A 24,376-nucleotide genomic window follows, 5' to 3' on the forward strand; every position below is an offset into this window, starting at 1 on the left:
GTGTCTCTCAAATTAGTACAGGCCTGTTCTATTTCTAAATACACTCTATTAACGTATCCCTCAAATTAGTACAGGCCTGTTCTATTTCTAAATACACCCTATTAGTGCATCTCAAAATTAGTACAGGCCTGTAGTATTTCCAAGAACTATCTATTTACGTTCAAAGTGCGCAGATAGCATAGATCCAATTACTTTTTCAATTTTAGAGTTTGTAATGTCTGGGCCCTTGAATAGGATCAACATTACGTCATCGGAATTGTCTTGTTTAGATACCATCAAGACTCCGCTACCACGAGCACCATTATCGTCGTAATCTTTTGCAACAATAATTATGTTGAGGTAATGGTCTTTCATGTATGTATATACTTTGCTTTGTTTAGCGGAGTTGCCGATGCTGCTCGCCATTCCCATAGCGCGGTTAAATACGATAGCATTCGCATTGTGCGGGTTATTGCGAAGTTGTTGTTTTTCTTCATCGTTTAGTGGCAATAGGTTAACCATCATGGATTCGCCCATGCGGCCACGAAGCATAGCTGGCATTGTTTCACGAACATCTGCAGGAATGTCGTTGCTAGAGTTTAGCTTTAAATCCTTAGGCACGGTCATATACAATGTACCCTTGCTGTTTTGGCCTTGTACGGTTTTACTGTTGTCGATAGCGCCCATTGTGAAAGTATCTTTAATGATTTCCATTTGTACGCCCAATGGTTTTTCCGGTACACCACGGCTAGCCACTTGAATATCGCCAGATTTAGTTTTCTTAATAGTTTCTACAGACCAAGTTGCACCTGTTTTGCCTTCATCGCTAGGAGATGTCAACGCAGCAGGCACTTCTTTGGCACCTGTAAATACATAGGTTTGTGCTGGCACGATTGTATAAGGAGCACCGGACTTGTTGAATACGGCACCATATAATACATTTGGTACAACAGTAGAACCAATTTTCAAATTATTGTTTTCTTGGCTTTCAACATCAAAGTTAATATTGCCAGCAAATGTTACATCTGGATTATGGTTAATCACAACAACCGTACCTGGTTGTGGAATCATGACAGGACCATTTGGCGCTGCAAAAGCAGCGGTTGCCATAGAGGCACCAAGTGCTGTTAAGACTAATGCGCGTTTTAATACATTACATTTCATTATTATTCTCCTAAATTTGGATAATTCTCTAATCGATGTTATTGAACTATATTTCTAAGGTAACCTCTGGCAAGCGCGATAGGATTTCGCTGGCTAGACTGCGCGTATCCGGTGTACACCGCACCATGCAGCGCCCCGACTTGTCTAGGCTAGTCATAACACCTACGTATTCATAGCCTTCTAAGATGCGATTGACATAATTGGTATGTTTTGGATCTATGTGAAAGTACAAATATCCTTCCTCACCTGTGCCGCTATACGAAGGTGGTTCAGGAAAACCAGACAATGAACGGGACGGCATCAATGGTTCTTGATTATCGCGTAACGGTATCGTCTCATCAGGTGTCGTTTCATCAAGCATTGACATAGTAGCAGTATTTTCATGTACCATGTTACTCTGCTTTCACCTTGCACTCGCGGCGCATCATGGAATATGGTTCCAATTTTGTATCCATATACAAGCGAACCTTCATTTGCGCATGAGGTGCTACATCGATAGGATTACCATCTTCATCTGTCATTTTTTCAATAACAGCCTCTACGAGTTCACCCTTAGGTTGGCAGAATTCTACCTTATCTCCTACCTTAAAGTTATTGCGTTGTTCAAGGTCCACATATTTTTCTTCATCATTATAGCCAAGCACTAAGCCGATAAAATCATGAGTTTGGGTATTCGTAGATTTGCCGTAATTTTGGGCGCTTTCATCAGGACGACCATTAGCAAAGCCATCTGTGTAAGGACGATGAGAGATTTTTTCCAATTCTGCAATCCATTCTGGACGAACGTACCAATTCTCACGTTCTTTCAAATATGTGTCGATAGCCGTGCGGTACACCTTAGCAACCGTTGCACAATAGTGAACGGATTTCATGCGACCTTCGATTTTAAGACTGTCGATGCCTGCTTCGTACAATTCAGGAATGCGATGAATGAGGCATAAATCCTTGGAGTTAAAGATGTATGTACCATGTTCATCTTCTTCGATTGGATAATATTCACCAGGGCGATTGGATTCTACAATGCTGTATTTCCAACGGCAAGATTGAGAACATTGACCGCGGTTAGCATCACGTGTACCTGTCATGTAGTTAGACAATAGGCAACGGCCAGAATAGGAAATACACATAGAACCATGAACGAAAGACTCGATTTCAATATCTACATGTTCCTTCATTTCCTTAAGATCCGCTACAGATACTTCGCGAGCCGCTACAACGCGAGCCGCACCAAGTTCCTTCCACATTTGCACAGTATGCCAGTTCGTCGTGGATGCTTGTGTACTTACATGAAGTTCAAGCCCTGGTGCTACACGTTTAGCCAAGCTAAAGATACCCATATCAGCAACGATAATCGCATCGACACCGATACTTTCAAGAAATTTCAAATAGTCCTCAAGACCTTCAAAGTCCTCGTTGTGAGGAATAATATTGCATGTAACGTGGATTTTTTTACCATGTTCATGTACAAATTGAACGGCTTCCTTCAATTCTTCGTCGGAAAAATTGGAGTTACCAGCACGCAAACCAAATCGTTTACCTGCACAATAAACGGCATCCGCACCATAGCGAATAGCCATTTTTAATTTGTCCATATTACCTGCTGGACAAAGCAATTCCATAAAATGTTCTGCCATTATTTGTTGTGTCCTTTCCACACACTCACACTCATGCCATCTCCCATCGGGTAAATGGTGGTGTTAAATAATTCTTTATTTTCTACATATGCTAAATACGCTTGTAATCGCTTAACAATAGTTTTGAATCGATGCGGAGCCTCTTTGTCGCCACGCACATAGCCTCTAAAGAGAACATTATCGGCAAGGATGACGCCACCTTCTTTCACATGAGGTAATATGACCTCTAGCTGATTAAGATATTGTCCCTTAGGCCCATCGAGAAATACGAGATCATATTCACCTTTAATTTGCGTTAATACGTCCTTCGCATCACCTTTAATCAACGTGATTTGATCCTTATACTCGGATTGACCTATATAGTATTTCGCCATCTCATGGCGAACCTCATCCAATTCAATAGATGTGATTTTCCCGCCTCGCTCAATAAGAGGTGCCATCAGTAATGTAGAGTAACCAATGGCGGTGCCCACCTCTAGCACAGAGGTGGGCCGGTATAATCCAATCAATTCTTCAAATAAATGCACCTCAGATTCCCGAAGGATGGGTACATTATTAATCATCGCGTAAATACGCTGCTCATTTAATATCTCATTTAATTCCATAAAATGTATTATAAATTCCCGCTATATATTTGACTATGAAAGTAATCATATACGCACAAGGTATGTGCGTATATGACATGCTAATACAATATAATAGTTTATAGTATCTAGATACACTAATTATCTATCAACGCCACCGCGATTATTACCAGAAGCAGGTACCGTTTGTGTACTAGGTCTGATCACACGAGGTTCTTCCGCTGCTGGCGCCGATTGAACCGGTGCTGATTGCTGTGGAACTACTTGTTGCATGCTTTCCGGTATTTGGCTAGGCGATGATGTTGTAGCCGGTTGTTCACTTGCTGCCGGTGCTGCTGGCGCTGGCGTTACTTGAGTTGCTGCCGGTACAGTTGTCGGTGTATATGTATATGTTGGTTCTACATCTACATATTGAGAATCTGCTGCTACAGCCTCTGCAGAGCTATAGTTATAATCAGGTTCGGATGTAGCCGCCACGTCATAGTTAGGACCAGCTTGTGCCAATGCAGGAGCCTGACCTTGATTAGAAGAGCCTGCACTCGCTTGTTCAGCACCATAAATTTTTTCGACCTCAGCCAAATGCTCAGCATATGTTTTGGAGAAATGATTATGACCATCTTTATCTGCTACAAAGTATAGATAATCTGTATCTTCAGAATGAAGTACCGCATCTAATGCCTTTTTACCTGGGTTTGCAATCGGTCCTGGTGGCAAGCCTTTACTTACATATGTATTATAAGGGCTTTGTAGTTGTGTATCACCGATACTTACATTTTCCTTTGCATAACCAAGTACATACGAAATGGTTGCATCAGATTGCAATGGAATACCATGAGCTAGTCGTTTCTTAAATACACCAGCAATGGTTGGACGGTCTGCATCATATAATGATTCCCGTTCAACGATAGACGCCAATGTTACAAAATCATGAATACTCATGTGTTGTGCTTGAATTTGTTTTTTAACAGCTGGTGTTAAATAGCGATTCATTTGCTCAGACATCATCAAAATGACATCCTTTGGCGTAGCACCAACTGGCACTTCATAAGTGCTTGGGAAAAGGAAACCTTCTACAGGGTATGTAGTCGGTTTAGTACCCTTCATATATGGGTATGGGACGAATGTTTTCGCCTCTGCCAAGAAATCAGAAGCTTTCATAATTTGAGCTTTTTCAAGAGCAATGGCGATATCCCCTACGGTATACCCTTCAGGAATCGTTAATTTAATGGACTCAACGTGACCCTCTTGTAATAAGTTAATTAATTCATGGACCGATACCTTATTTGGAATTTGGTAGTGACCAGATTGTAGTTTTGAACCGGTTCCACTAAGAGCTAACCATAATTTAAACACCTGTGTAGACCGAATTAGTCCATGTTCATAGAGCATATCGGCAATTTCTGTTCCTGTTGCATCCTTACCTATTACGAGGACTTGAGATCCTCCGTCATCGTTAAAGGTATTTGGTACAAAATAGGATGCACCTAAAGCACCACCACCTAAAATAGCAAGGCTAAGAACACCTACGGAAACATATTTTAAGGCTTTTCTCATGGATGAGTTCCTTTCTATTACAAACCATTGTATATCATCTTATTATACCATATTAAAGGCTTTCGATGTATCTCTTCTTTTATATTATCTATCATACCAAATTACCATGAGTCAATTAGTACACAAGAGATTACAATTACAAAAAAGACCCTAGTATAACAACCGTTATACTAGAGTCTTTGAGAGCTTAGAAATTACTCTTCTTCACCCATTGCTTCGTACATATTTACCAATACTTCGAAGTTTTCATCATCTTCATCTAATGGAACATATTCCTCTTCGCCTTCATCGTTTGTTTCGATGCGAGCCAAAATCATATATGTATCATCTTGACCTTCATGTTCTTCATCTTGTACATGAACAAGTACAGCGTATTCTTGACCTTCATAATTCAAGATTACATCTTCTGTAAAATATTGTTTGTTACCATCTTCATCTTCAAATTCGAGATAGAAAATTTCACCTTCGTAATTTTGATCAACCATGGGTATTCCCTCCTTTATTATGTATATAAGAACCTGTATGATATTCGCATTAGATATCTATGCGAATTAAGATTTACTAAATTGTAGTCTGTCTAAATAGCCTTGTAAAATAACGACAGCAGCCATTTTATCGATGACGCCCTTTCGTTTTTTACGACTCACATCAGCTGCGATGAGTTGACGTTCGGCCATAACGGTAGATAAGCGTTCATCCCAAAATGTAACAGGCAAGTCGATGACAGCCTTCATTTTTTCAACGAATTCTTCCGTTTTTTCAGCGCGATCACCCTTGGTGCCGTTCATATTTTTCGGCATGCCCACTACGAGTTCATGCACTTCGTATTCTGAAATCAATTCACGCAATCGGTTAAAGTCATTTTCTAAGGATGTACGACGAATCGTTTCTATACCTTGAGCAGTCATCAATAGCGCATCACTACATGCGATGCCAATGGTGCGACTACCTACGTCTAATGCCATAATTCTCATTATAGTTGTTTAGCCTTTGCGTATTCTTTTAATAATTCTTCGATTAAATCATCACGTTCTAAACGGCGAATATCACTACGTGCATTATTATAGCTTGTAATGTACGCTGGATCCCCAGAGATAAGATAACCTAAGATTTGATTGATAGGATTGTATCCTTTTTCTTGAATAGATTTATAAACGCGAGTCAATACCTCTTCGGCAGTCATCGGTTCATCGTCTACTTTACGGAATAACATAGTTTCATCTGAAACCTTCATGGGTATCCCTCCTTTGTATGAATGGGCCACGTACGTGGCCCACATATATGTATTGTATGTTTCTATTATAGCATATGCAAGATATACATCAGAATGTATTATGCGTTAAGAGCTTCCTTAACAGCTTCGCCAGCTGCTTTTAATGCATCCATCAATTTAGCTGGTTCTTTACCGCCTGCTTGTGCCATATCTGGACGACCACCGCCATTACCACCAGCTACTTGAGCTGCTGCTTTAACGATATTACCAGCTTTTACGCCTTTACCGACAACATCTTTGGAAACTTTACATACAAAGTTTACCTTGTCATCGCCCATAGCGGCACCTACGAGTACTACGCCAGAACCATCTAATTTATCAAGGCCCATATCAGCGAAATCACGCAATTCATCAATAGAGGATGCTTTCACAGATGCAGCAACAAATGCTACATCACCAATCATAACCTTACCAGCTACGATATCAGCAGCACCTGCAGCAGAAACCTCTTTGCGAATTTGGTCTAATTCTTTAGCTGTTTCTTTAGCCTCTGCCAATACTTGGTGCAAACGTTCTTCCACTTGAGCAGGTTTAGTTTTTAATTCACTAGCAATGCGTTCAATAGTCAAACGATCATATTTTGCTGCATCAAGAGCGGCACGACCTGTAATCGCTTCGATACGACGTACACCAGAACCGATACCGGATTCAGATGTTAAACGGAAGGAACTGATGAAAGCTGTATTGCCTACATGAGAACCGCCGCACAATTCAACGGAGAAACCAGGAACCTCTACTACGCGAACTACATCGCCATATTTATCGCCAAAGAGTGCCATAGCACCTTTCGCTTTTGCTTCTTCCATAGACATTTCAGCAATAGCAAGATCTGTAGCCTTAAGGATTTCTTCATTTACAAGGGCTTCGATTTGATCAAGTTCCTCTTGTGTTACAGGAGAGAAATGAGTGAAGTCGAAACGCAAGTAATCTGGTGTTACCAAAGAACCTGCTTGGTTAACATGTTCGCCAAGCACGCGTTTTAATGCAGCATGCAACAAGTGAGTTGCCGTATGGTTACGAGCCATTGCTGCACGACGAGCTGTATCTACTTCAAGCGTTACATCATCGCCTTCGGAGATGGAACCTTCTACAACAGTACCGATGTGGTATACAGTACCTTCTGGTAAGCGTTTTGTATTATGAACCTCTACCTTGCCCATTGGACCAACGATAAAGCCAGTATCGCCTAATTGACCGCCCCCTTCAGCATGGAATGGTGTAGTGCGTACGATAACAGTGATTTCATCACCATCAACAGCTGTTTGCAAGCGTTCAGAGCCTTTACCAAGCATCAATACAGAGGATGCCGTTTCCGCTTCATTTTCTACAAGTTCTTCGTCTTTTAAGAATGTAATATCTGGTGTAGCTACCTTTGCATCTTCTTTTACTCGAGCTTCACGAGCGCGTTCACGTTGTTCTTTCATGGCAGCGTCAAAGCCTTCATGGTCGATTGTGAAACCGCGTTCGGATGCGATTTCTTCTGTTAATTCCCAAGGGAATCCATATGTATCATATAGTTTGAATACTTCTGTACCAGGAACTACAGTTGCTTTTTCAGCAGCCAATGTATCGATTAAGGAATTCAATAACTCAAGGCCTTGTTCCAATGTTTGGTTGAAACGTTCTTCTTCGTTTTGAACGACACGTTTAACGAAGTCTTGTTTTTCAGCAATGGATTTGATACCAGGGCCAAGAATATCTACAACTACATCAATTAACGGAGTTAAGAATAGACCTTCGATACCAAGCAAACGGCCATGACGTACAGCACGGCGCAAGATACGACGCAATACGTAACCGCGGCCTTCGTTGGATGGCAATACACCATCGGAAATCAATGCGGTCACAGCACGTGCATGGTCAGCAATAACCTTCAAGGATACATCTGTATTTGGGTCTTCGTTATACTTAACACCAGCACATTTTGCAGTCGCTTCTATGATTGGGAAAATCAAATCTGTTTCAAAGTTTGTTTTGCAATGTTGCAATACGGAAGCCAATCGTTCAAGACCGGCGCCAGTATCGATGTTTTTATGTTGCAATGGCTCATAGGAACCGTCTGGCATTTTATTGAATTGAGTGAACACGAGGTTCCAAATTTCAAGGTAACGGTCACAGTCACAACCAGGTGCACAGTTAGGATCATCACAACCATGTTCAGGGCCTTGGTCGAAGAAGATTTCGCTATCTGGACCACATGGACCTTCACCGATTTCCCAGAAATTATCTTCAAGGCGTGTAATGTGGCTTTCTTCTACGCCACAATCGTTGTGCCATGTATCATATGCTTCTTGGTCATCTGGATATACAGTGACATATAATCTGTTTTTGTCGAGTTTAATAACTTCTGTTAGGAATTCCCATGCCCAATGAATAGCATCTTTTTTAAAGTAATCTCCAAAGGAGAAGTTACCAAGCATTTCAAAGAATGTATGGTGACGTGCTGTGCGGCCTACATTTTCAAGGTCACCAGTACGCATACATTTTTGGCTTGTCGTAATACGATGACAAGGAGGTACCAATTTACCTGTAAAGAAAGGCTTTAATGGCGCCATACCTGCCCCGATCAATAATAGAGACGGATCGTTTTCTGGGATAAGAGAAAAACTATCTAATTTTAAATGTCCTTTGCTTTCAAAAAACTGCAAGTATGCTTGACGCAGTTCATTACCTTTCATGTGTATATTCCTCCTAAAATAATTTACTCTTAATTATAACGTAAAAACCATAGAAAATCTATTATAACCTATATATATCCGGATATAATTAACCTTCATTAGCATTCTCTATTCCATCTAGTTGCCATAAAAGAGATACAAAAAAAGAGGTTATACAAATCAACAGAACATAATTGATTCGTATAGCCCCTTTTTATGGCTCATATATAGTTCACCAATGGTTCTACATGGAGAAACCATATATTATATAACGCGTTTCGCGCCAATATAGCGTTCACCCCAATAACCAGTATCAAGGTCTGCTACGGCTACGCCACGGCTAGATGTAGCACTGATAAATTTACCATTGCCAATATAAATACCGGAATGAGATGGACCTGGTTCATAGGTTTCAAAGAACACCAAATCCCCTGCCTTTAAGTTCGCGCGAGAAACTTCAACACCTACATTGTATTGTTCATCCGCTAAACGAGGCAGCGCAATACCTTGTTTTGCAAATACATATTTAACATAACCAGAGCAGTCAAAACCACTTGGTGTAGTACCGCCAAATACATACGGAACACCGCGGTATTTATCGGCTTCTGCCAAAATAGCATGAATATTGTTTGGCGTTTGTACCTTTTTCAAATTATTCAACTTAACGTTTTGGCCTGCAAGACGTCTAGATTGAGCATTTTGATTTGTGAAAGCAGATTTTGTTGCCACTGCTTTTGTAGCTGCATTATTGGATAATACTGCCTTAGTTGTACGAGGAGCACCCATCAATGCATTGTACGTTGCTGGTCCAATAATACCATCTACAGGTAAACCACGATCTTGTTGGAATAGGCGTACAGCCCATTTTGTTTCCTTACCATACACACCATTTTTATCGGTTGCATTATAACCGTGTTTAATTAATTGTTGTTGTACAGCAATTACGTTTCTACCTTTATCACCATATTGTAATGTTGTAGCGCTTGCCATCGCAGTGGTAGCACATACAAATGTTAATGTTAATGCCGCAATTTTACTCTTACTATATTTTGACTTCATATTCTGCCTTCCTAAAACTTCAAAGTGAGTTTACTTATTCAAAATATACTAACCGTCTCTCTATTTGCATCCAACAAATACAGCTAGTCTTTATCTTCTTCAGGGCCAGGTACTTGATTGGCTATAAATATATCAGCTTTTGATGGTTCATAAGCTATTTCTGGATTTTCACCATCAAAATTTATAGCAGCTTTCACCCAATATAATGGACGTTGTTTTACCTCTTCGAATACGCGTCCTACGTATTCGCCGATGATACCAAGTCCGACTAATTGGATACCACCAATAAATAATATGGACACGCCCAAGGTGGTCCACCCGTTTAATGCTTGACCCGTTAAGTACACGTAGAGCAAATGTAGTATTAAGAGAAAACTCAAGCCCCCACATAGGACACCTACATACAAAGCCGCACGCAATGGCACGCGAGAAAACGCAGTAACCCCATCAAGAGCAAAGCGAATCATTTTGCGCACACTGAATTTCGAAACCCCTGCAAAGCGAGGGGGCGCAACGAAGTGAAGTTCTGCTTGGCGATAGCCAAGCGCACCAACGATGCCACGCAAGAAACGTCCGTGTTCACGGAAATGTTTCAAAGTTTCTAGCGACTTACGATTCATTAAACGAAAATCAGATCCCCCTTCTACGATGGGAACATCTGCCATTTTATTCATCAGTTTATAATAATATTTAGAAGTGAAGGATTTTGCCCAGCTGGCATCCTCCGTAGAGTCGCGTATGGTACGTACCACATCGTAACCAGCCTCCCACAAACGTATCAGTTCTGGAATCAAAGCCGGCGGATGTTGCATATCACCATCCATAGTGATTACCGCATCACCTTTGGCATAATCAAGACCACATGTCAACGCAGTCTGATGACCAAAGTTCCGTGCCAATAACACAACCTTAACTCGCGTATCAAGTTTTGCAATCTCGCGCAAAACGACAACAGACGAGTCCGTAGATCCATCATCGACATAGATAAGTTCATATTCATATGGTAGACCTGTCATAACTTTTGTTACGGCATTGTAAAAAATAGCTATATTTTCTTCTTCATTATATACAGGTACAACAATTGAAACTAACATATATCCTCCGTCGATTACTTCTATATTTTAGCGTTAAATCGTCAATATAGGCAAATTTAAAAGGTTGACAATAAAGAAGATGAACCTCATAATCCCCATAGCTATGCTACTTTTCAGGATTTTAAGGTTCATTCTCTTCATATTATAGTCTTATCTTAAACACTTATTAATGAGCTATTCATTTATTAAAACGTTATATTTATACACTTTTACGCATATCATATATATAGGCATTAAACTATTTGTTTTATAGCCCCGCAGCATCAATCCATGTCGTAAGATCTTCTTCTGCTGTCACCATATCTTCATCAAAAGCACCTACTACTTCAGGATAACGAGCTACCTCTACCGTATGTAGGATTGAGTCATCACGACCATTTTTATAGGTACCAACCCAAATGCCAGAAAATTGAGATTCATACCATTCTACAGGTTGATCTGTTTCATTGAAGGTAATCGTAATATGTCCACGCCCCAAAGTTTCTAGCACCTCTACTTGCTCTTCTTCAGCAAGGCCTGTCTTCTCAATATATATGGAATAGGTTGCACCAGTTTCACGTAACTGCTTTAGAGCTTGACGCAACTCATTTAGAACGGCACGTACATTATTGTAATTTTCAATCATAGTGTCCCTCCTTTCTCATCCTATCAATCTATTCTTATTTATCTATAAACATATCAGTTTATTTAGGTTCGATGTGTACGCCCCATTCGCGAAGAACACGTAGAACGCGTTCTTTTACCTCAGGTAATGCCTTTTGTACAGGCGCGCTAGGTTCAAATCCTACGTCTAAGGACTCCGGTTCAACACCTATAACAATAGCATCTTCCAATGGATTTTCTTGAATGGCACGAATGCGCAATATATCTTGCATGCCTACTTCATGAACAGAAATATGGTCCGTAAAATACTGTTCTAATTCGCGATGTGGGAACTCATAGATTGTGCCAGGTGCTTCGCCACCATTAACGGCGTCAATCAAGAGGATTTTCTTCATGCCTCGCATGTAGGTCAATAATTCCATACCCATCGTTCCGCCATCAATCAAGCTTATCTGAGGGGTGAAAGTATAATTGGCTTTCAAATCTTCTACAACATGAACTCCAAGGCCCTCATCAGTAAGCAAAATATTACCTACCCCTAGAACGACAATAGAGTTCTCATAATCATCATAAATGGCATGTAAATCAATACGCGGGCTCTCAGAGCCCGCGTATTCTATGCCACCAAATTGTTCTTCAGTGGTTATATTAGTCATCTTGTAATTCCTTTTCTCGTGGATCGTCAGGATTGCTTGGACGATATGTAGTACCAGATGGTTTATCGATACGTTCACCACGACGGCGTTTACCGTTAAGGTCTTCAATATCGATAGGATCATGGGCATAATATTTCATGCCGGAAACCATAGCGGATACTTCGCCAGATTCTTCCATAACATCTTCTCGGAATGCCATGTACACATGAATAATGGTAAAGAATAAGAAGCCCCATGCAATATAGTGATGGATAATATGAACTTTATATTCACCACCAAATAGCGTAATAATCGGTGCAAAAAGAGTTCCTATAATACCATTAGGATCAATCATAGCATACATTGAAAAACCTGTGATGATTTCAAAGAAGAACATGATGTACACCATCATATATGCCGTTCTCGCCAAGGAGTTACGTAACCAGTGATGTTCATGCTTTTGTGGAATCATCAAATAGTGCAATGTTGTTTCGCGAAGGCCATACCAATACCGTTTTTGACGGAATTTAGGCAACAATCTATCTCCGCGATTCCAAAGTGCACCAGCAAATCGGAATATAAAGGAGAATGTCAAAATAACACCCGCAATGAAATGGATACGACGCATCGTCTCCATAGAGAACCAGCCATCAATAGCGAAAGTTGGTTCCGGATGACCTGTAATAGCTGCAAAACCTGGATCACCAATATAAAGGCCAGTCCAGAATAAAGCTGTTACAGAAAGCACCATTGTCCAGTGGAATATGCGTAGCCATAAACTAAATACGACATACGCTTTTTTGTCAGTATGTATTAACATAAGCCCACCACCCTTTATTTACACAATGCATCTGTATTGACGGAAACAATTTTTTCGCCTTTTTTATTGTATAAATGGGTTGCACATGCGAGACATGGGTCAAAGGAGTGGATAACTTTCAAGATTTCAAGAGGTTTATCCGCAATCTTAACATGTGTATCAATCATAGAATCTTCGTATGCACCATGTTCGTTAGCTGCTGTCTTAGGACATGCATTCCATGTAGATGGTACGATACATTGATAGTTTGCAGAACGACCATCTTTAATATGAATCCAGTGACCCAAACCGCCGCGAGGTGCCTCTACAAGACCAACGCCTTTAGCATCCTTAGGCCATTTATTTGGCTCAAATTTAGATGTATCCGCAACAGTAGTATCACCATTTTTAATGTTAGCTACGAGTTTATCAAAGAAGTATTGGCTAATATTAGAAGCCACTTGTGCATCAAGGCCACGACATGCGGTACGGCCAACCATTGTCGTCATCCATACATGAGCAGGCACACCCAATACTTGGGATACAGTATCGATTTGACGAACCATCATGGATTCAGCCCAAGTTGGATCAGTGATAATGCCTTGTTTTACCTTTGTATATACAACGATATATTTAGCTAGTGGACCCACTTCTGCTGTTTTGCCTTTGAAAGTTGGTGACTTGATCCAAGAATATTTTTTATCTTCATCAAGGTATTCCCATTTTTCTTTTGTACCAGATTTAGGACCTGTAAATTTAGGGTCTGTCACACCATCGAGTGGATGAAGTGTGCTAGTGCCATCTGGATATGCGAACCAAGAGTGATCAACCTCTTCACTGAGGTATTGAGGATCCATAAAATCCTTACCTTCTAATGGGATAAATGTAGCTTTATCTACACCTAATGCAAAGTTTTCTACAACACCATTAGAGCGAACGATACATTTTTTATGGTAATCGCCATCAGAAATACCTGTATACGCATCATCAGGATAATCGCCATAAGACATAACGCGTTTTTTCGCAAGGCCACCACCATCGACCATGCCTTTTTCAACGTAAATTTTGCCGATAGCTAATAAATCTGGCAAGTAGAAATTACTTACTAAATCCTTAGCCAATGCAATAGATTGTTCTACAGCAGCAAGACGCTGTGTATTGATAGGTGCATTCATGTCATTCATAGAAATAGAACATGGCATACCACCTACAATATAGTGTGGATGAGGGTTTTTACCGCCGAATACAACGTGAGGAATAACTACGTCACGTTGACGGTCTAGAATATTCAAGTAATGAGATACGGCCATCAAATGAACTTCTGGTGGCAATAATTGGTAATCAGGATGATCCCACCATTGAGCAGAGAAAATGCCTAATTGGCCAGATTCTACGATTTTCTTTACCTTTTGTTGTACAGCTGTAAAGTAAGCAGTTGTAGCTTTAGGGAATTCCTTAGGATATGCAGAATCTTTAGATGCTGTTTCAGCTGGCGCTAGACCGCTTACATTATAAGTAGCTAATACGTCATTTTGTAATTGTGCAGTTTTAGCTGGATCCGCACTAAGTGCAGCTACTGGGCTAACCCAGTCAAGTGCATGTAAATGATAGAAATGCACGAGATGGTCATGCACATCTAAAGAGCTATGCATGATATTACGAATGTAGTTTGCATTTTTAGGGATGGAAATACCAATTGCATCTTCTACAGCACGTAACGCTGCCAATGCATGTGTTGTTGTACATACGCCACAAATACGTTGCACAAATGCCCAAAGGTCACGAGGATCGCGGTCCTTTGCAACAAGTTCGATGCCACGCCAAGCAGTACCAGAGGACAATGCGTCCTCTACCTTACCACTTGCTTCATCAACTTTTATTTCTACCCGTAAATGACCTTCAATACGGGAAATCGGATCTACTACTACGCGTTTCATTAGTGACCTCCTCCATTATAATGTTTCTTTTCATCCCATAAGCCTTGTTCTTTCAAGCGTTTTTCTTCTTTCATATCAAGAATTTTATTACGCGTAAGAGTTGCAGCACCATGTACGATAACTGCAGCGGTAGCACCAACAGCAGCTACTGTGCCGATTGTATCAGCTGTGGTAATGGTGTTTGCCAATGGAATATCTGGTAATCGTTTGTAGAATACATCGTTATCCCAGAAGCCTTTTTCAGAGCAACCAATACAACCGTGACCGGATTGAATTGGATAGGACAAACCATTCCACCAACGCAAGTTACCACAAGAATTATATGTTTGAGGTCCACGACAACCTACTTTATATAAGCACCAACCAGCTTTGGATGCATCATCGTCAAATTCTTCAACGAATAGACCGGAGTCAAAGAATGCACGGCGGTAGCAAGTATCGTGAATGCGATTGCCATAAAATTGTTTAGGACGGCCTTGAGAATCCAAAGGAGGAATTTGACCAAATAATGCGTAGTGCATAACTACACCAGTCATAACCTCTGGAATTGGAGGACAGCCAGGAACTTTAATAATAGGTTTACCAGATACAACAGAGGATACAGACACTGTATTTGTTGGATTTGGTTTTGCCGCTTGAATACCGCCCCAAGATGCACAAGAACCATACTCGATGATTGCAGCAGCGCCTTTAGCAGCTTCTAATAAAGATTCCTTAAATGTACGGCCACCTACTGTACAGTAGATACCATTTTCATCCAATGGAACCCCACCTTCAACAGCGAGGATATATTTGCCATTTTTCTCAGCAATGATTTTTTTAAGGTGTTCCTCTAAAGGTTCTCCAGATGCTGCAGCCAATGTATCATCATATTCCAAAGAAATCATATTCAAGATTACATCGGATGTAAATGGTGAGGAAGAGCGAATAAAGGATTCGCTACAACCGGTACATTCGTGACCATGAAGCCAGATTACAGTAGGTAATTCTGTTGTTTCTGCAGCTTTTACAACTGTATCAAGCATAGTAGGTGGCAACCCTAGAATAGCAGTCAACGCCACGCAAGATTTCATAAATGTACGTCGACTGAGACGTCTCTCTTGGAAGAGAGTCCATAAACTGTTCACACGATTTTTCATGGAATACAGCCTCCTTACAACAACTTTGCAGCAATATGTATATATTACCTAATCAACTATAACTATTGAGAGATATATTATCTCGATTAACTTATTATATCATTTTAAATTACATAAAACTATGACATTATGTATATATATCAAAAAAATTGATAAAAAAAGCACCTAGCTAGATAATATCTACTATTATCCAGTTAGGTGTTCTCATCAATTAGAATTGTTTAATCACTTCATTGATCAAAGATTCTAATACAGCAGCTTTTTTGTAACCTGCAAGACGATCTAATAGTTTGCCTTCTTTAAAGAATGCCATGGAAGGAATACCTTCTACATCTTCTTTTAAAAGAATAGGACGCAAAGCCTTATCTTCTGCATCTACGCTGAAGAATTTAACGCGGCCGTCCAATTTTTCTGCTACAGCTTCTACTTCTGGACGCATAACTGTGCAAGGTTCGCACCAGCCAGCCCAAAAATCTACAATAACGAGCTCTTTAGAACCTAATACTAATTCATCAAATTGTTCTACGCTTGTAATAGCAGTAATAGCCATTGAAAGGCCTCCTTTATGTGTTACATATTATAAACTATATAAGAAGCAAGCAATCATTAAGCCGAGTTCTGTTCCGCTTACGCGGTGACGATTATCTTTCTAGACGTACAGTCGCCTGCACGCTCGAGCGACACAACCCGGAAGGTAGGCGGGACCACCGTTAACCCTTCCCTATTCGGTCTTGCTCCGGATGGGGTTTACCGAGCCAGCCTGTTACCAGACTGCTGGTGAGCTCTTACCTCACCTTTCCACCCTTACCACTGACGTGGCGGTTTCCTTTTCTATGGCACTTTCCCTAAGGTCACCCTCGCCAGACGTTATCTGGCATCCTGCCCTATGGAGCTCGGACTTTCCTCGAGTCCAACGGACTCGCAACCGTCTTTCATACTTGCTTCAATTCAGTTTATCATAGCTGTATATACTATGCAAGAATATCGAAATTTACTATTAAAATAGATTTTATTCAAAGAAAAAATCTGCTTGGTTCTCAAAGGATTGTACAGTAATATCCCAGCCACCTTTGTCAGATTGGTCTCGTAAATAATCGCGGATACCATCAGCCACAATCTCTTCCGTACCAAAATGGCCTGCATCTACGACGAGTAAACCTAGTTCTTTAGCTAGCTGTGCATCATGGTATTTTACATCTCCTGTTACATATGCATCAGCCTTAACTGCATTTTTGATAAACTCTGCACCACCACCAGAGCAAAGGGCTATCGTTTTAATAGAATCTTTTTTAATGCCTCCAAATCTAAGATTAGCATGTGGCAAAGATTCTTGGAGGTGCTCGCGGAAGCTTTCAAAATCCATAGTCTCAGGCAATTCACCGATACGACCCAACGTACGACCTACATTAGGTTCATGTAACGTAAATACTTCGTATGCCACCTCTTCATAAGGGTGAGCCTCTTTCATAGCATTGATAACAGCCTGTTTATGAGCACCATCTACGATAACATTAACGGCCACCTCTGGTACAACCGTCAATGTTCCAGCTTCACCAATGACCGGATGGGATTCATCATTACCTCTAAACCGACCTTCGCCTGCAAAACTAAAGCTACATGATTCGTAATTGCCAATACGACCAGCGCCAGCACTAGCCATTGCTTCACGTACTGCATCGGCAGTATCGGTCGGCACAAAGGTGGTAATTTTATATACCATATCAGAACCGGTCGGAACAAAGCCTCTCACATTCGTCAATCCTAATCGGTTCGCTAACATATCATTGAGTCCGCCAATGGTAATATCTAAGTTCGTATGTGCACTATATACAACAATATCATTTTTTATCAGTTTCTCGATTAATGTTCCTTGAGGACTATCTAAATGTAATGATTTCAGACCTTTAAAAATAAATGGATGATGGCTAATGATCATTTGGGCCTGTTCAACTATCGCATATTCTATGACCTCAGGTGTAATATCGAGAGTCGTAATGATTTTGGATACATCGCGTTGTTTCGAACCCACCATAAGGCCTACATTATCCCATGACTCAGCATAATGAGGCGGTGCCCATTGTTCCATCGATTCTATAATTTGTTTTGCTAACACCATCGTATCACTCCTAACCGATAATTAGCGCAGGCTGGCTAATTCATCTATTTCATGTTGTAATTGTTTATATTTCTCCGTATGTGAAAGTTCCACTGTCATGCCATCTAGCGCACATTGTCGTTGATATATCAAAAAATCTACATATTCATTCCACAATGCAGGTTTCTCTTTGGCCAATAAAGCCCCTGCAGACCAAAGAATAGAGGTTTTTGGCAATGTATCATAAAGAGCATCGTCAGAATGAATCGAATAGCTAGCATTGTCACCATATGTATCGATACAGTCAGAACGAACGGCTACAAATGCAGTGTACATTTTCCCCATATCCTTCATGATAATTTCTTTGACAATACGGTATCCTTTTTCCACCATATATTGGCGCAATTCAGCTTGGCCATTCTGAGGTTGTAACACATAAAACTCCAGCGGTTCTGGACCTTCCTCGACGATATCGCGCATTAAAAATCCACCCATACCGCAACAGATGGCGCCATTTAATTCGCCCTTTTTAGTAACTTGCAAGCCATCACCAAGGCGGCAGTCGATCACATTGCTAAGCCCTTGAGATGTAACATAGGACTTAGCCGATTCCAAAGGGCCCTTATGAACATCACCAGCGATAACGCGTTTGGCCTTGCCTCTCACAATTAACTCAACAGCTAAATAACCATGATCCGTTCCAATATCTGCAATAGCTTCTGCATGGGGAACGATATCAAAGACCGCCTCTAAACGATCCATCATAGCTCTTGCTTTCATAACTACCTCGTATACTAACAGGTCCATCGACCTTCATACTATCTACTCTTCATATCTATATTATAACAAAAAACCTGCTCCAATCGGAGCAGGTTTCATTGATTCAATTTATACAAGTTTGGTGGGCCCACCTGGGATCGAACCAGGGACCGACCGGTTATGAGCCGGTTGCTCTACCCCTGAGCTATAGGCCCAAGCTTGCGTATAAAATTATACTGAAAATTCTTGCTCACGTCAACTAGGTTATTTCCGAACATGCAGTTCTTCTCAAGCCTCCACCGCCTTAACAGTCTTCGGCCTAGGGCCTCGACTTAGCAAAGTCGTTTGAGAGGAACTGCATGTTCTACTCTATCCTATATTCCGTGAGCAAAGAATTTACAGCATCTACGGGAATCCCGAATTAAACAGGAAAAATCGTTTGTGGACGGTACCTTTCCGTTACACTTCGACATCTATGTAAGCAAGAAATTTTCAGTATCTACGGGGCTCCGGGCTTAGACAGGCAAAGTCGGTTGGACAACCCTTCTTTTTGTTACTATACGACAACTGAGCACCTAAGAGTTTTCAGTATTCACAGTGCCCTGGGCCCAAACAGGAGATAAGTCGTTTGAGAGGAACTGCATGTTCTACTCTATCCGACATTCCGTGAGCAAGAAATTTTCAGTATCTACGGGGCTCCGGGCTCAGACAGGATACATTCGTCTATGCATTTTTTAGTGTTAGGAATCGGTTGATCATGTCGTCTTGTTCGAAGACGCCTTTGGTGGCGAGGGTTGTGGTTTTGCTGTTGGCGGATTTTACGCCGCGGGCGCTGACGCAGCTATGGGAGCTTGTGATGTGGACGATGACGTCGTCGGTGCCGGTGGCAATGGAGATGACTTCGGCAATGTCTTCACCGATTTTTTCTTGTAGTTGTAATCGTTTGCAACACATTTCGGCAATGCGTGGCATCTTGGATAAGCCGATGACACGGCCACGAGGAATATAGCCGATGCTAATGTTCATATCATACATCAAGGCCATGTGATGTTCACAATGGGAAAAGCAAGTAATATCTTTTACAATTACCATTTGGTTTGTATCAACATCAAAGGTTTTACCAAACATTTCCGCAATGTCTGCATTCGTATATTGGATGCCTTCAAACATTTCTTCCATCATTTGGGCCACCCGTTTTGGTGTTTCTACGAGGCCTTCACGATCTGGATTTTCTCCCAATGCTTCCAGTAATTGATACACTAATGATTCGATTCGTTTTGTGTCCATGTTATACTCCTTTCGCATCAGGGTCCCAAATAAATTTATGAATTTGCAGCTGAAACCTAACGTTCTGCCAATTGTGGGCTTTCATATACTCAATAATCGTAGCCCCTTCAATATTGCCCCATACAGGAGACACGAAAATCTGCGCATCCGTAGGATATGTTTTTAGAATTTCATTCATACGGTCTAAATCTTGCATAGAACCAACTACGAATTTAATGATATCCGCAGGTGTAGCTACCTTGAATATATCTAGATTCATAGCCTCTTCAGCTAAGGATGACGGTGTCTTGTAGTCATAGGTAAACCATACATTATCTCTGTGAAAGCTGGGTATGATTGTACCATTCGTTTCTATATTAAAATCATATCGCGCATTACGTCTTGTTAACTCATCAATAAGTTCAATAATGGCCGGTTCCTGTAAAAGCGGTTCTCCACCGGTAATGGTGATGCGATGATTTTCTAATTGTTCAATCGCATCAGCTACAGCCTGAACACTCATGCTTTCAAAAGTGCTTTCAGGACCATAACTATACAATGTATCGCAATAAGAGCAGCGAATATTACAGTCATGGAGGCGCAAAAAGGTAGTCAAAAATCCTTGCCGTTTCCCTTCTCCATCAATGGAAGAAAATAGTTCAATCACGTTCATAGATAGCAACATTTCCTTCTGACTCTTGAACCTCTACCTTAAAACATTTTGGTCCTAATTCATCGGCAATCCATTTCGCCATATTTTCTGCAGTAGGATTAATATCCCCTAATACGTCGTTGATATGTTTATGATCAAGACGGCCATGAATCTTTTCTTTAATGATCGTAAAGTCAATCACCATGCCATTATGATCTAATTCTTCGCTACGCGCATGAACGGTTATAATCCAATTGTGCCCATGTAAACTCTGACATTTACTCGGATAATCTAATTGTAATTGATGAGATGCACTCACCTCTAAACGTTTGCTAACAGTATACATGTTATCCCCTATATATCTAAAAACTTAGTGTATTATATTACTTTTATTATAGCACAAAAGGGCTGCCATACATGTATATGTACTGCAGCCCTAATGGTTAAGACATTCTTATAGGAAATCTTTAATTTTATCGCGTTTACCACGATTACGTAATTTTGTTAATGCCTTACCTTCGATTTGACGAATACGTTCACGAGTTACGTTAAAGTGTTGGCCTACTTCTTCAAGGGTACGTGGTTTGCCATCTTTCAAACCAAAACGTAAAATCAATACTTGTTGTTCACGGTCTGTTAAGCATGTGAAAACGTCTTCGATTTGTTCTTGCAACAAGATGTAGCTAGCCGCATCATCTGGTGCCACCGCATCTTGGTCTTCGATGAAATCACCCAAATGGGAGTCTTCTTCTTCACCAATTGGTGTTTCCAAGGATACTGGCTCTTGTGCAATTTTTTGAATTTCACGAACACGTTCCGCAGTGATACCCATGCCTTCCGCAATTTCTTCCGGCGTTGGTTCTCTGCCTTTATCTTGCAATAATTGTCGGGAAATACGAATCAATTTATTGATAGTTTCAACCATGTGAACTGGAATACGTATTGTTCTCGCTTGGTCTGCAATAGCCCGCGTAATCGCTTGACGAATCCACCATGTTGCATAGGTGGAGAATTTATAACCTTTTGTATAGTCGAATTTATCGACCGCTTTGATAAGGCCCAAGTTACCTTCTTGAATCAAATCCAAGAATAACATGCCTCTGCCAACATAACGTTTAGCAATACTTACAACAAGGCGCAAGTTAGCATCTACCAATTTCTTCTTAGCCTTTTTGCTAAGTTGAATTTCTTTATATGTAGCATCTTCCTCTGCCCCTGCTTCAATTTGTTTTGCTAATACGATTTCTTCGTCAGCTGAAAGCAATGGAACACGACCAATTTCTTTCAAATACATACGAACTGGATCGTCGATATTAACACTAGCATCTACGCTTAGGTCAATGGAGATATTTTTTTCAGACGCCGCATCACGGTCCTCATCGACATCATCATCAGGTTCAAGGGCATCGTCTTTATCATCGTCCTCAACATCTGGAACAACTTCGATATTTAGTTTGTTAAAAGTAACATAAATATCATCTAATTGTTCTGCTGTTAAATCAGTTTGCTCATGAAGAGCATCTGAAATTTCTGATTGTGTCAACACACCGCTTTTACGGCCTTTTTCAAGAAGTTGTGCCACAATCTCCTCTATTTGACTTTTTTGTACTTTCTTAGCCACAGCGCTCTCCTTTATTACTTACTATTTAGACCATTCTCTAATTAGATTTTGTATTTCCTGACATTTATGTAATTCGCTAATAAATGCCGAATCTCCTGCACGTTTTAACTGATCGGCCAAAATTGAGTGCATTTTATATTGTTCCCGTAGGGAATGTAGCCGTATTTTACGGATAAGTACAGGTACAGCCTCATTTGCCTCAATTATCATAAGCCGTGAAAAAATTTCATATTCTTGAGGCGTCAATACGTCCTCCACAGATTCCGGCTGATATTGACCTGTTTGAGTAAATAAGGTGTATATCTTTTCTATTATACCCCGATATTGAATATTTTGAAAGTCCTCAAGTGGTAAATATTGTACAACCTCTTGTAAAGCCTTTGAATCTGTAATAACATGGGCCATCAATAACTCTTCATCACCACTGACAATCTTCTTAGGCTGTGTAGTCTTTTCATCAACTAATTCAATATTCCCCTTTTGGGTATAATTCCTAAAATAGCGGAATATAGTACTATTATCTAACCATAATGGCAATGCTAGTGCCTTTAATGCATCGTCTCGTACCGTTTGACTATGAATATTCGCAATAAATGGGAATATATCTTGCATAACTGCTTGTTTGCCTTCTGCGTCATTCGTATCATGCTTGATAAGAGACTCACTTAATAAATAATCGAGTGGCTTAACGGCCTTTTCTACTAATTCCTTAAACGCTTTTCCGCCGTGATTTCGCACATAGTCATCTGGATCCTTACCATCAGGCATAGCCAAGACACGAACTTTGAAATCCGTATTCTGTAGTAATTCAATAGCACGCGCAGCAGCCTGACGACCGGCACCATCCATATCGTAAGCTAGTATAATTTCATCTGCTTGGCGCATCAAGATATGACCATGGTCCTTTGTATATGCCGTTCCAAGCGAAGCAACTACATTGGTTACTCCCTTATTATGGGCGGAAATGACATCCATATAGCCTTCTACTAAGATGGCTTGTTTTTCTTCGCGTATCGATTTATAAGCCTTATCAAAGGCAAATAAAATCTTACCTTTTTCAAATATTTGGCATTCTGGAGAGTTCAAATACTTCGGCGTGCTATCATCCATAACACGGCCCCCAAAGCCGACTACACGACCTTTGCCATCCATAATAGGAAACATAACACGATTACGGAAGAAATCATAGGCCTGCCCTTTGTCATTCTTACGAATTAAATTAAGCTCGAGCAAGATTGATTCTTCGATCCCCCGTTCTCTAAAGGCCTTATATAATCTATCCCAACCATCAGGAGCAAATCCCAGTTTAAACTTTTCTATGGTTTCATCTGTAAGGCCCCGTTTTTTTAGGTACTCTAATCCAGCCTTACCAAGAGATGTTTTTAGCAAACAGTTGTGAAAAAAATTCGCCGCCAAATCACAGGCCTCATATAATTTCTTTCGTCGTTCCTCTCTTGCCCGCACCTGTGGTGAAAGTTTAGCTTCTGGCAATGGTATATTAGCTCGATTAGCAAGCCGTTCCAAGGCCTCAACAAAGGTAATACCCTCTAGTTCCATCAAAAACTTGATGGCATTTCCCGATGCATGGCAGCCAAAACAATAATAAAACCCCTTGTCAGGAGCCACACTAAAGGATGGCGTCTTTTCATTGTGAAATGGACAACAACCCCAATAATTCTTACCTTTTTTCTTTAAGGTAACGTGTTCTGATACAACGGATACGATATCATTGGCATCTTTAATTTGTTCAATTAATTCATTTTCAAAATATCGACTCACCAGAACACCTCCCTACATATTTTTATCGACTATACAGTCATAGACGAAACATGTCTATAATTCTATATTCGATAAAACTTTCAAAAATCCTCT

24 protein-coding genes, 1 tRNA gene and 1 other RNA gene are annotated in these 24,376 nt (G+C 40.6%); all 26 read right to left on the reverse strand.

The genetic code is table 11. The annotated features are described in order from the left end of the window. Positions 1-150: 150 nt before the first annotated feature. Complete coding sequence (locus HMPREF1477_RS02975) at positions 151-1,143, reverse strand: hypothetical protein (RefSeq protein ID WP_016475772.1); 993 nt, start codon at positions 1,141-1,143, stop codon at positions 151-153. A 46-nt stretch (positions 1,144-1,189) separates the two neighbouring features. Next, on the reverse strand, positions 1,190-1,534 hold the full coding sequence (locus HMPREF1477_RS02980; RefSeq protein WP_016475773.1) for a DUF4911 domain-containing protein: 345 nt from the start codon (positions 1,532-1,534) through the stop codon (positions 1,190-1,192). 1 nt (position 1,535) lies between these two features. Then, positions 1,536-2,777 (reverse strand): U32 family peptidase, encoded by a 1,242-nt coding sequence (locus HMPREF1477_RS02985; RefSeq protein ID WP_016475774.1) that lies wholly within the window; start codon positions 2,775-2,777, stop codon positions 1,536-1,538. Then, positions 2,777-3,382, reverse strand: a complete 606-nt coding sequence (locus tag HMPREF1477_RS02990; RefSeq protein ID WP_005382665.1) for an O-methyltransferase — start codon at positions 3,380-3,382, stop codon at positions 2,777-2,779. The genes HMPREF1477_RS02985 and HMPREF1477_RS02990 overlap by 1 nt, the downstream gene beginning before the upstream one ends. Before the next feature lie 120 nt (positions 3,383-3,502). Beyond that, positions 3,503-4,915: an endolytic transglycosylase MltG gene (gene mltG / locus HMPREF1477_RS02995; RefSeq protein ID WP_016475775.1), complete on the reverse strand. Its 1,413-nt coding sequence runs from the start codon at positions 4,913-4,915 to the stop codon at positions 3,503-3,505. Positions 4,916-5,109: 194 nt separating this feature from the next. After that, positions 5,110-5,400, reverse strand: a complete 291-nt coding sequence (locus HMPREF1477_RS03000; RefSeq protein ID WP_016475776.1) for a DUF1292 domain-containing protein — start codon at positions 5,398-5,400, stop codon at positions 5,110-5,112. 66 nt (positions 5,401-5,466) lie between these two features. Beyond that, positions 5,467-5,889: a Holliday junction resolvase RuvX gene (gene ruvX / locus HMPREF1477_RS03005; RefSeq protein ID WP_005376043.1), complete on the reverse strand. Its 423-nt coding sequence runs from the start codon at positions 5,887-5,889 to the stop codon at positions 5,467-5,469. Next, positions 5,889-6,149: an IreB family regulatory phosphoprotein gene (locus tag HMPREF1477_RS03010; RefSeq protein WP_005376219.1), complete on the reverse strand. Its 261-nt coding sequence runs from the start codon at positions 6,147-6,149 to the stop codon at positions 5,889-5,891. The genes ruvX and HMPREF1477_RS03010 overlap by 1 nt, the downstream gene beginning before the upstream one ends. A 98-nt stretch (positions 6,150-6,247) precedes the next feature. Continuing rightward, positions 6,248-8,866, reverse strand: coding sequence for an alanine--tRNA ligase (gene alaS, locus HMPREF1477_RS03015; RefSeq protein WP_016475777.1), 2,619 nt, complete (start codon positions 8,864-8,866; stop codon positions 6,248-6,250). 243 nt (positions 8,867-9,109) lie between these two features. Then, a complete protein-coding gene (locus tag HMPREF1477_RS03020; protein WP_016475778.1) occupies positions 9,110-9,904 on the reverse strand; it encodes an NlpC/P60 family protein in 795 nt (264 codons plus the stop codon). An 83-nt stretch (positions 9,905-9,987) separates the two neighbouring features. Then, positions 9,988-10,998: a glycosyltransferase family 2 protein gene (locus tag HMPREF1477_RS03025; RefSeq protein ID WP_005376014.1), complete on the reverse strand. Its 1,011-nt coding sequence runs from the start codon at positions 10,996-10,998 to the stop codon at positions 9,988-9,990. A gap of 247 nt (positions 10,999-11,245) precedes the next feature. Continuing rightward, the gene (locus tag HMPREF1477_RS03030; protein WP_005376242.1) at positions 11,246-11,623 is read right to left on the reverse strand and encodes a hydrogenase expression/formation C-terminal domain-containing protein; all 378 of its coding nucleotides are present in this window, start codon (positions 11,621-11,623) and stop codon (positions 11,246-11,248) included. Between the two features lie 58 nt (positions 11,624-11,681). Further along, positions 11,682-12,257: a HyaD/HybD family hydrogenase maturation endopeptidase gene (locus HMPREF1477_RS03035; protein ID WP_016475779.1), complete on the reverse strand. Its 576-nt coding sequence runs from the start codon at positions 12,255-12,257 to the stop codon at positions 11,682-11,684. Beyond that, positions 12,250-13,056, reverse strand: coding sequence for a Ni/Fe-hydrogenase, b-type cytochrome subunit (cybH, locus tag HMPREF1477_RS03040; protein WP_005382643.1), 807 nt, complete (start codon positions 13,054-13,056; stop codon positions 12,250-12,252). The genes HMPREF1477_RS03035 and cybH overlap by 8 nt, the downstream gene beginning before the upstream one ends. Positions 13,057-13,070: 14 nt before the next feature. Next, complete coding sequence (locus HMPREF1477_RS03045) at positions 13,071-14,972, reverse strand: nickel-dependent hydrogenase large subunit (RefSeq protein ID WP_009660818.1); 1,902 nt, start codon at positions 14,970-14,972, stop codon at positions 13,071-13,073. Beyond that, entirely contained in the window at positions 14,972-16,111 is a 1,140-nt protein-coding gene (locus HMPREF1477_RS03050; protein WP_016475780.1) for a hydrogenase small subunit, read from the reverse strand. Before HMPREF1477_RS03050 ends, HMPREF1477_RS03045 begins: the two co-directional genes overlap by 1 nt. 211 nt (positions 16,112-16,322) lie before the next feature. Beyond that, positions 16,323-16,661 (reverse strand): co-chaperone YbbN, encoded by a 339-nt coding sequence (locus HMPREF1477_RS03055; RefSeq protein WP_005376172.1) that lies wholly within the window; start codon positions 16,659-16,661, stop codon positions 16,323-16,325. Between the two features lie 38 nt (positions 16,662-16,699). Beyond that, an RNA gene (gene rnpB / locus HMPREF1477_RS09495) (RNase P RNA component class A) lies at positions 16,700-17,056 on the reverse strand. Between the two features lie 64 nt (positions 17,057-17,120). Further along, positions 17,121-18,227, reverse strand: coding sequence for a Nif3-like dinuclear metal center hexameric protein (locus tag HMPREF1477_RS03060; protein ID WP_016475781.1), 1,107 nt, complete (start codon positions 18,225-18,227; stop codon positions 17,121-17,123). Between the two features lie 21 nt (positions 18,228-18,248). After that, entirely contained in the window at positions 18,249-18,986 is a 738-nt protein-coding gene (locus HMPREF1477_RS03065; protein ID WP_016475782.1) for a class I SAM-dependent methyltransferase, read from the reverse strand. A 119-nt stretch (positions 18,987-19,105) separates the two neighbouring features. Further along, positions 19,106-19,180, reverse strand: a tRNA-Ile gene (locus tag HMPREF1477_RS03070). Positions 19,181-19,688: 508 nt separating this feature from the next. Continuing rightward, positions 19,689-20,252, reverse strand: a complete 564-nt coding sequence (folE, locus tag HMPREF1477_RS03075; RefSeq protein WP_016475783.1) for a GTP cyclohydrolase I FolE — start codon at positions 20,250-20,252, stop codon at positions 19,689-19,691. Between the two features lies 1 nt (position 20,253). Further along, positions 20,254-20,916 carry a radical SAM protein gene (locus HMPREF1477_RS03080; RefSeq protein ID WP_016475784.1) on the reverse strand — a complete coding sequence of 221 codons (663 nt, stop codon included), beginning with the start codon at positions 20,914-20,916 and terminating at the stop codon, positions 20,254-20,256. Next, positions 20,891-21,229, reverse strand: a complete 339-nt coding sequence (queD, locus tag HMPREF1477_RS03085; protein WP_016475785.1) for a 6-carboxytetrahydropterin synthase QueD — start codon at positions 21,227-21,229, stop codon at positions 20,891-20,893. Before queD ends, HMPREF1477_RS03080 begins: the two co-directional genes overlap by 26 nt. Positions 21,230-21,337: 108 nt before the next feature. Further along, on the reverse strand, positions 21,338-22,504 hold the full coding sequence (rpoD, locus tag HMPREF1477_RS03090) for an RNA polymerase sigma factor RpoD (protein WP_009660799.1): 1,167 nt from the start codon (positions 22,502-22,504) through the stop codon (positions 21,338-21,340). 21 nt (positions 22,505-22,525) lie between these two features. Next, positions 22,526-24,283: a DNA primase gene (gene dnaG, locus HMPREF1477_RS03095; RefSeq protein ID WP_016475786.1), complete on the reverse strand. Its 1,758-nt coding sequence runs from the start codon at positions 24,281-24,283 to the stop codon at positions 22,526-22,528. Positions 24,284-24,376: the final 93 nt, after the last annotated feature.

The sequence above is a fragment of the Veillonella sp. HPA0037 genome (assembly GCF_000411535.1).
Classification (GTDB): Bacteria; Bacillota; Negativicutes; order Veillonellales; family Veillonellaceae; genus Veillonella; species Veillonella atypica.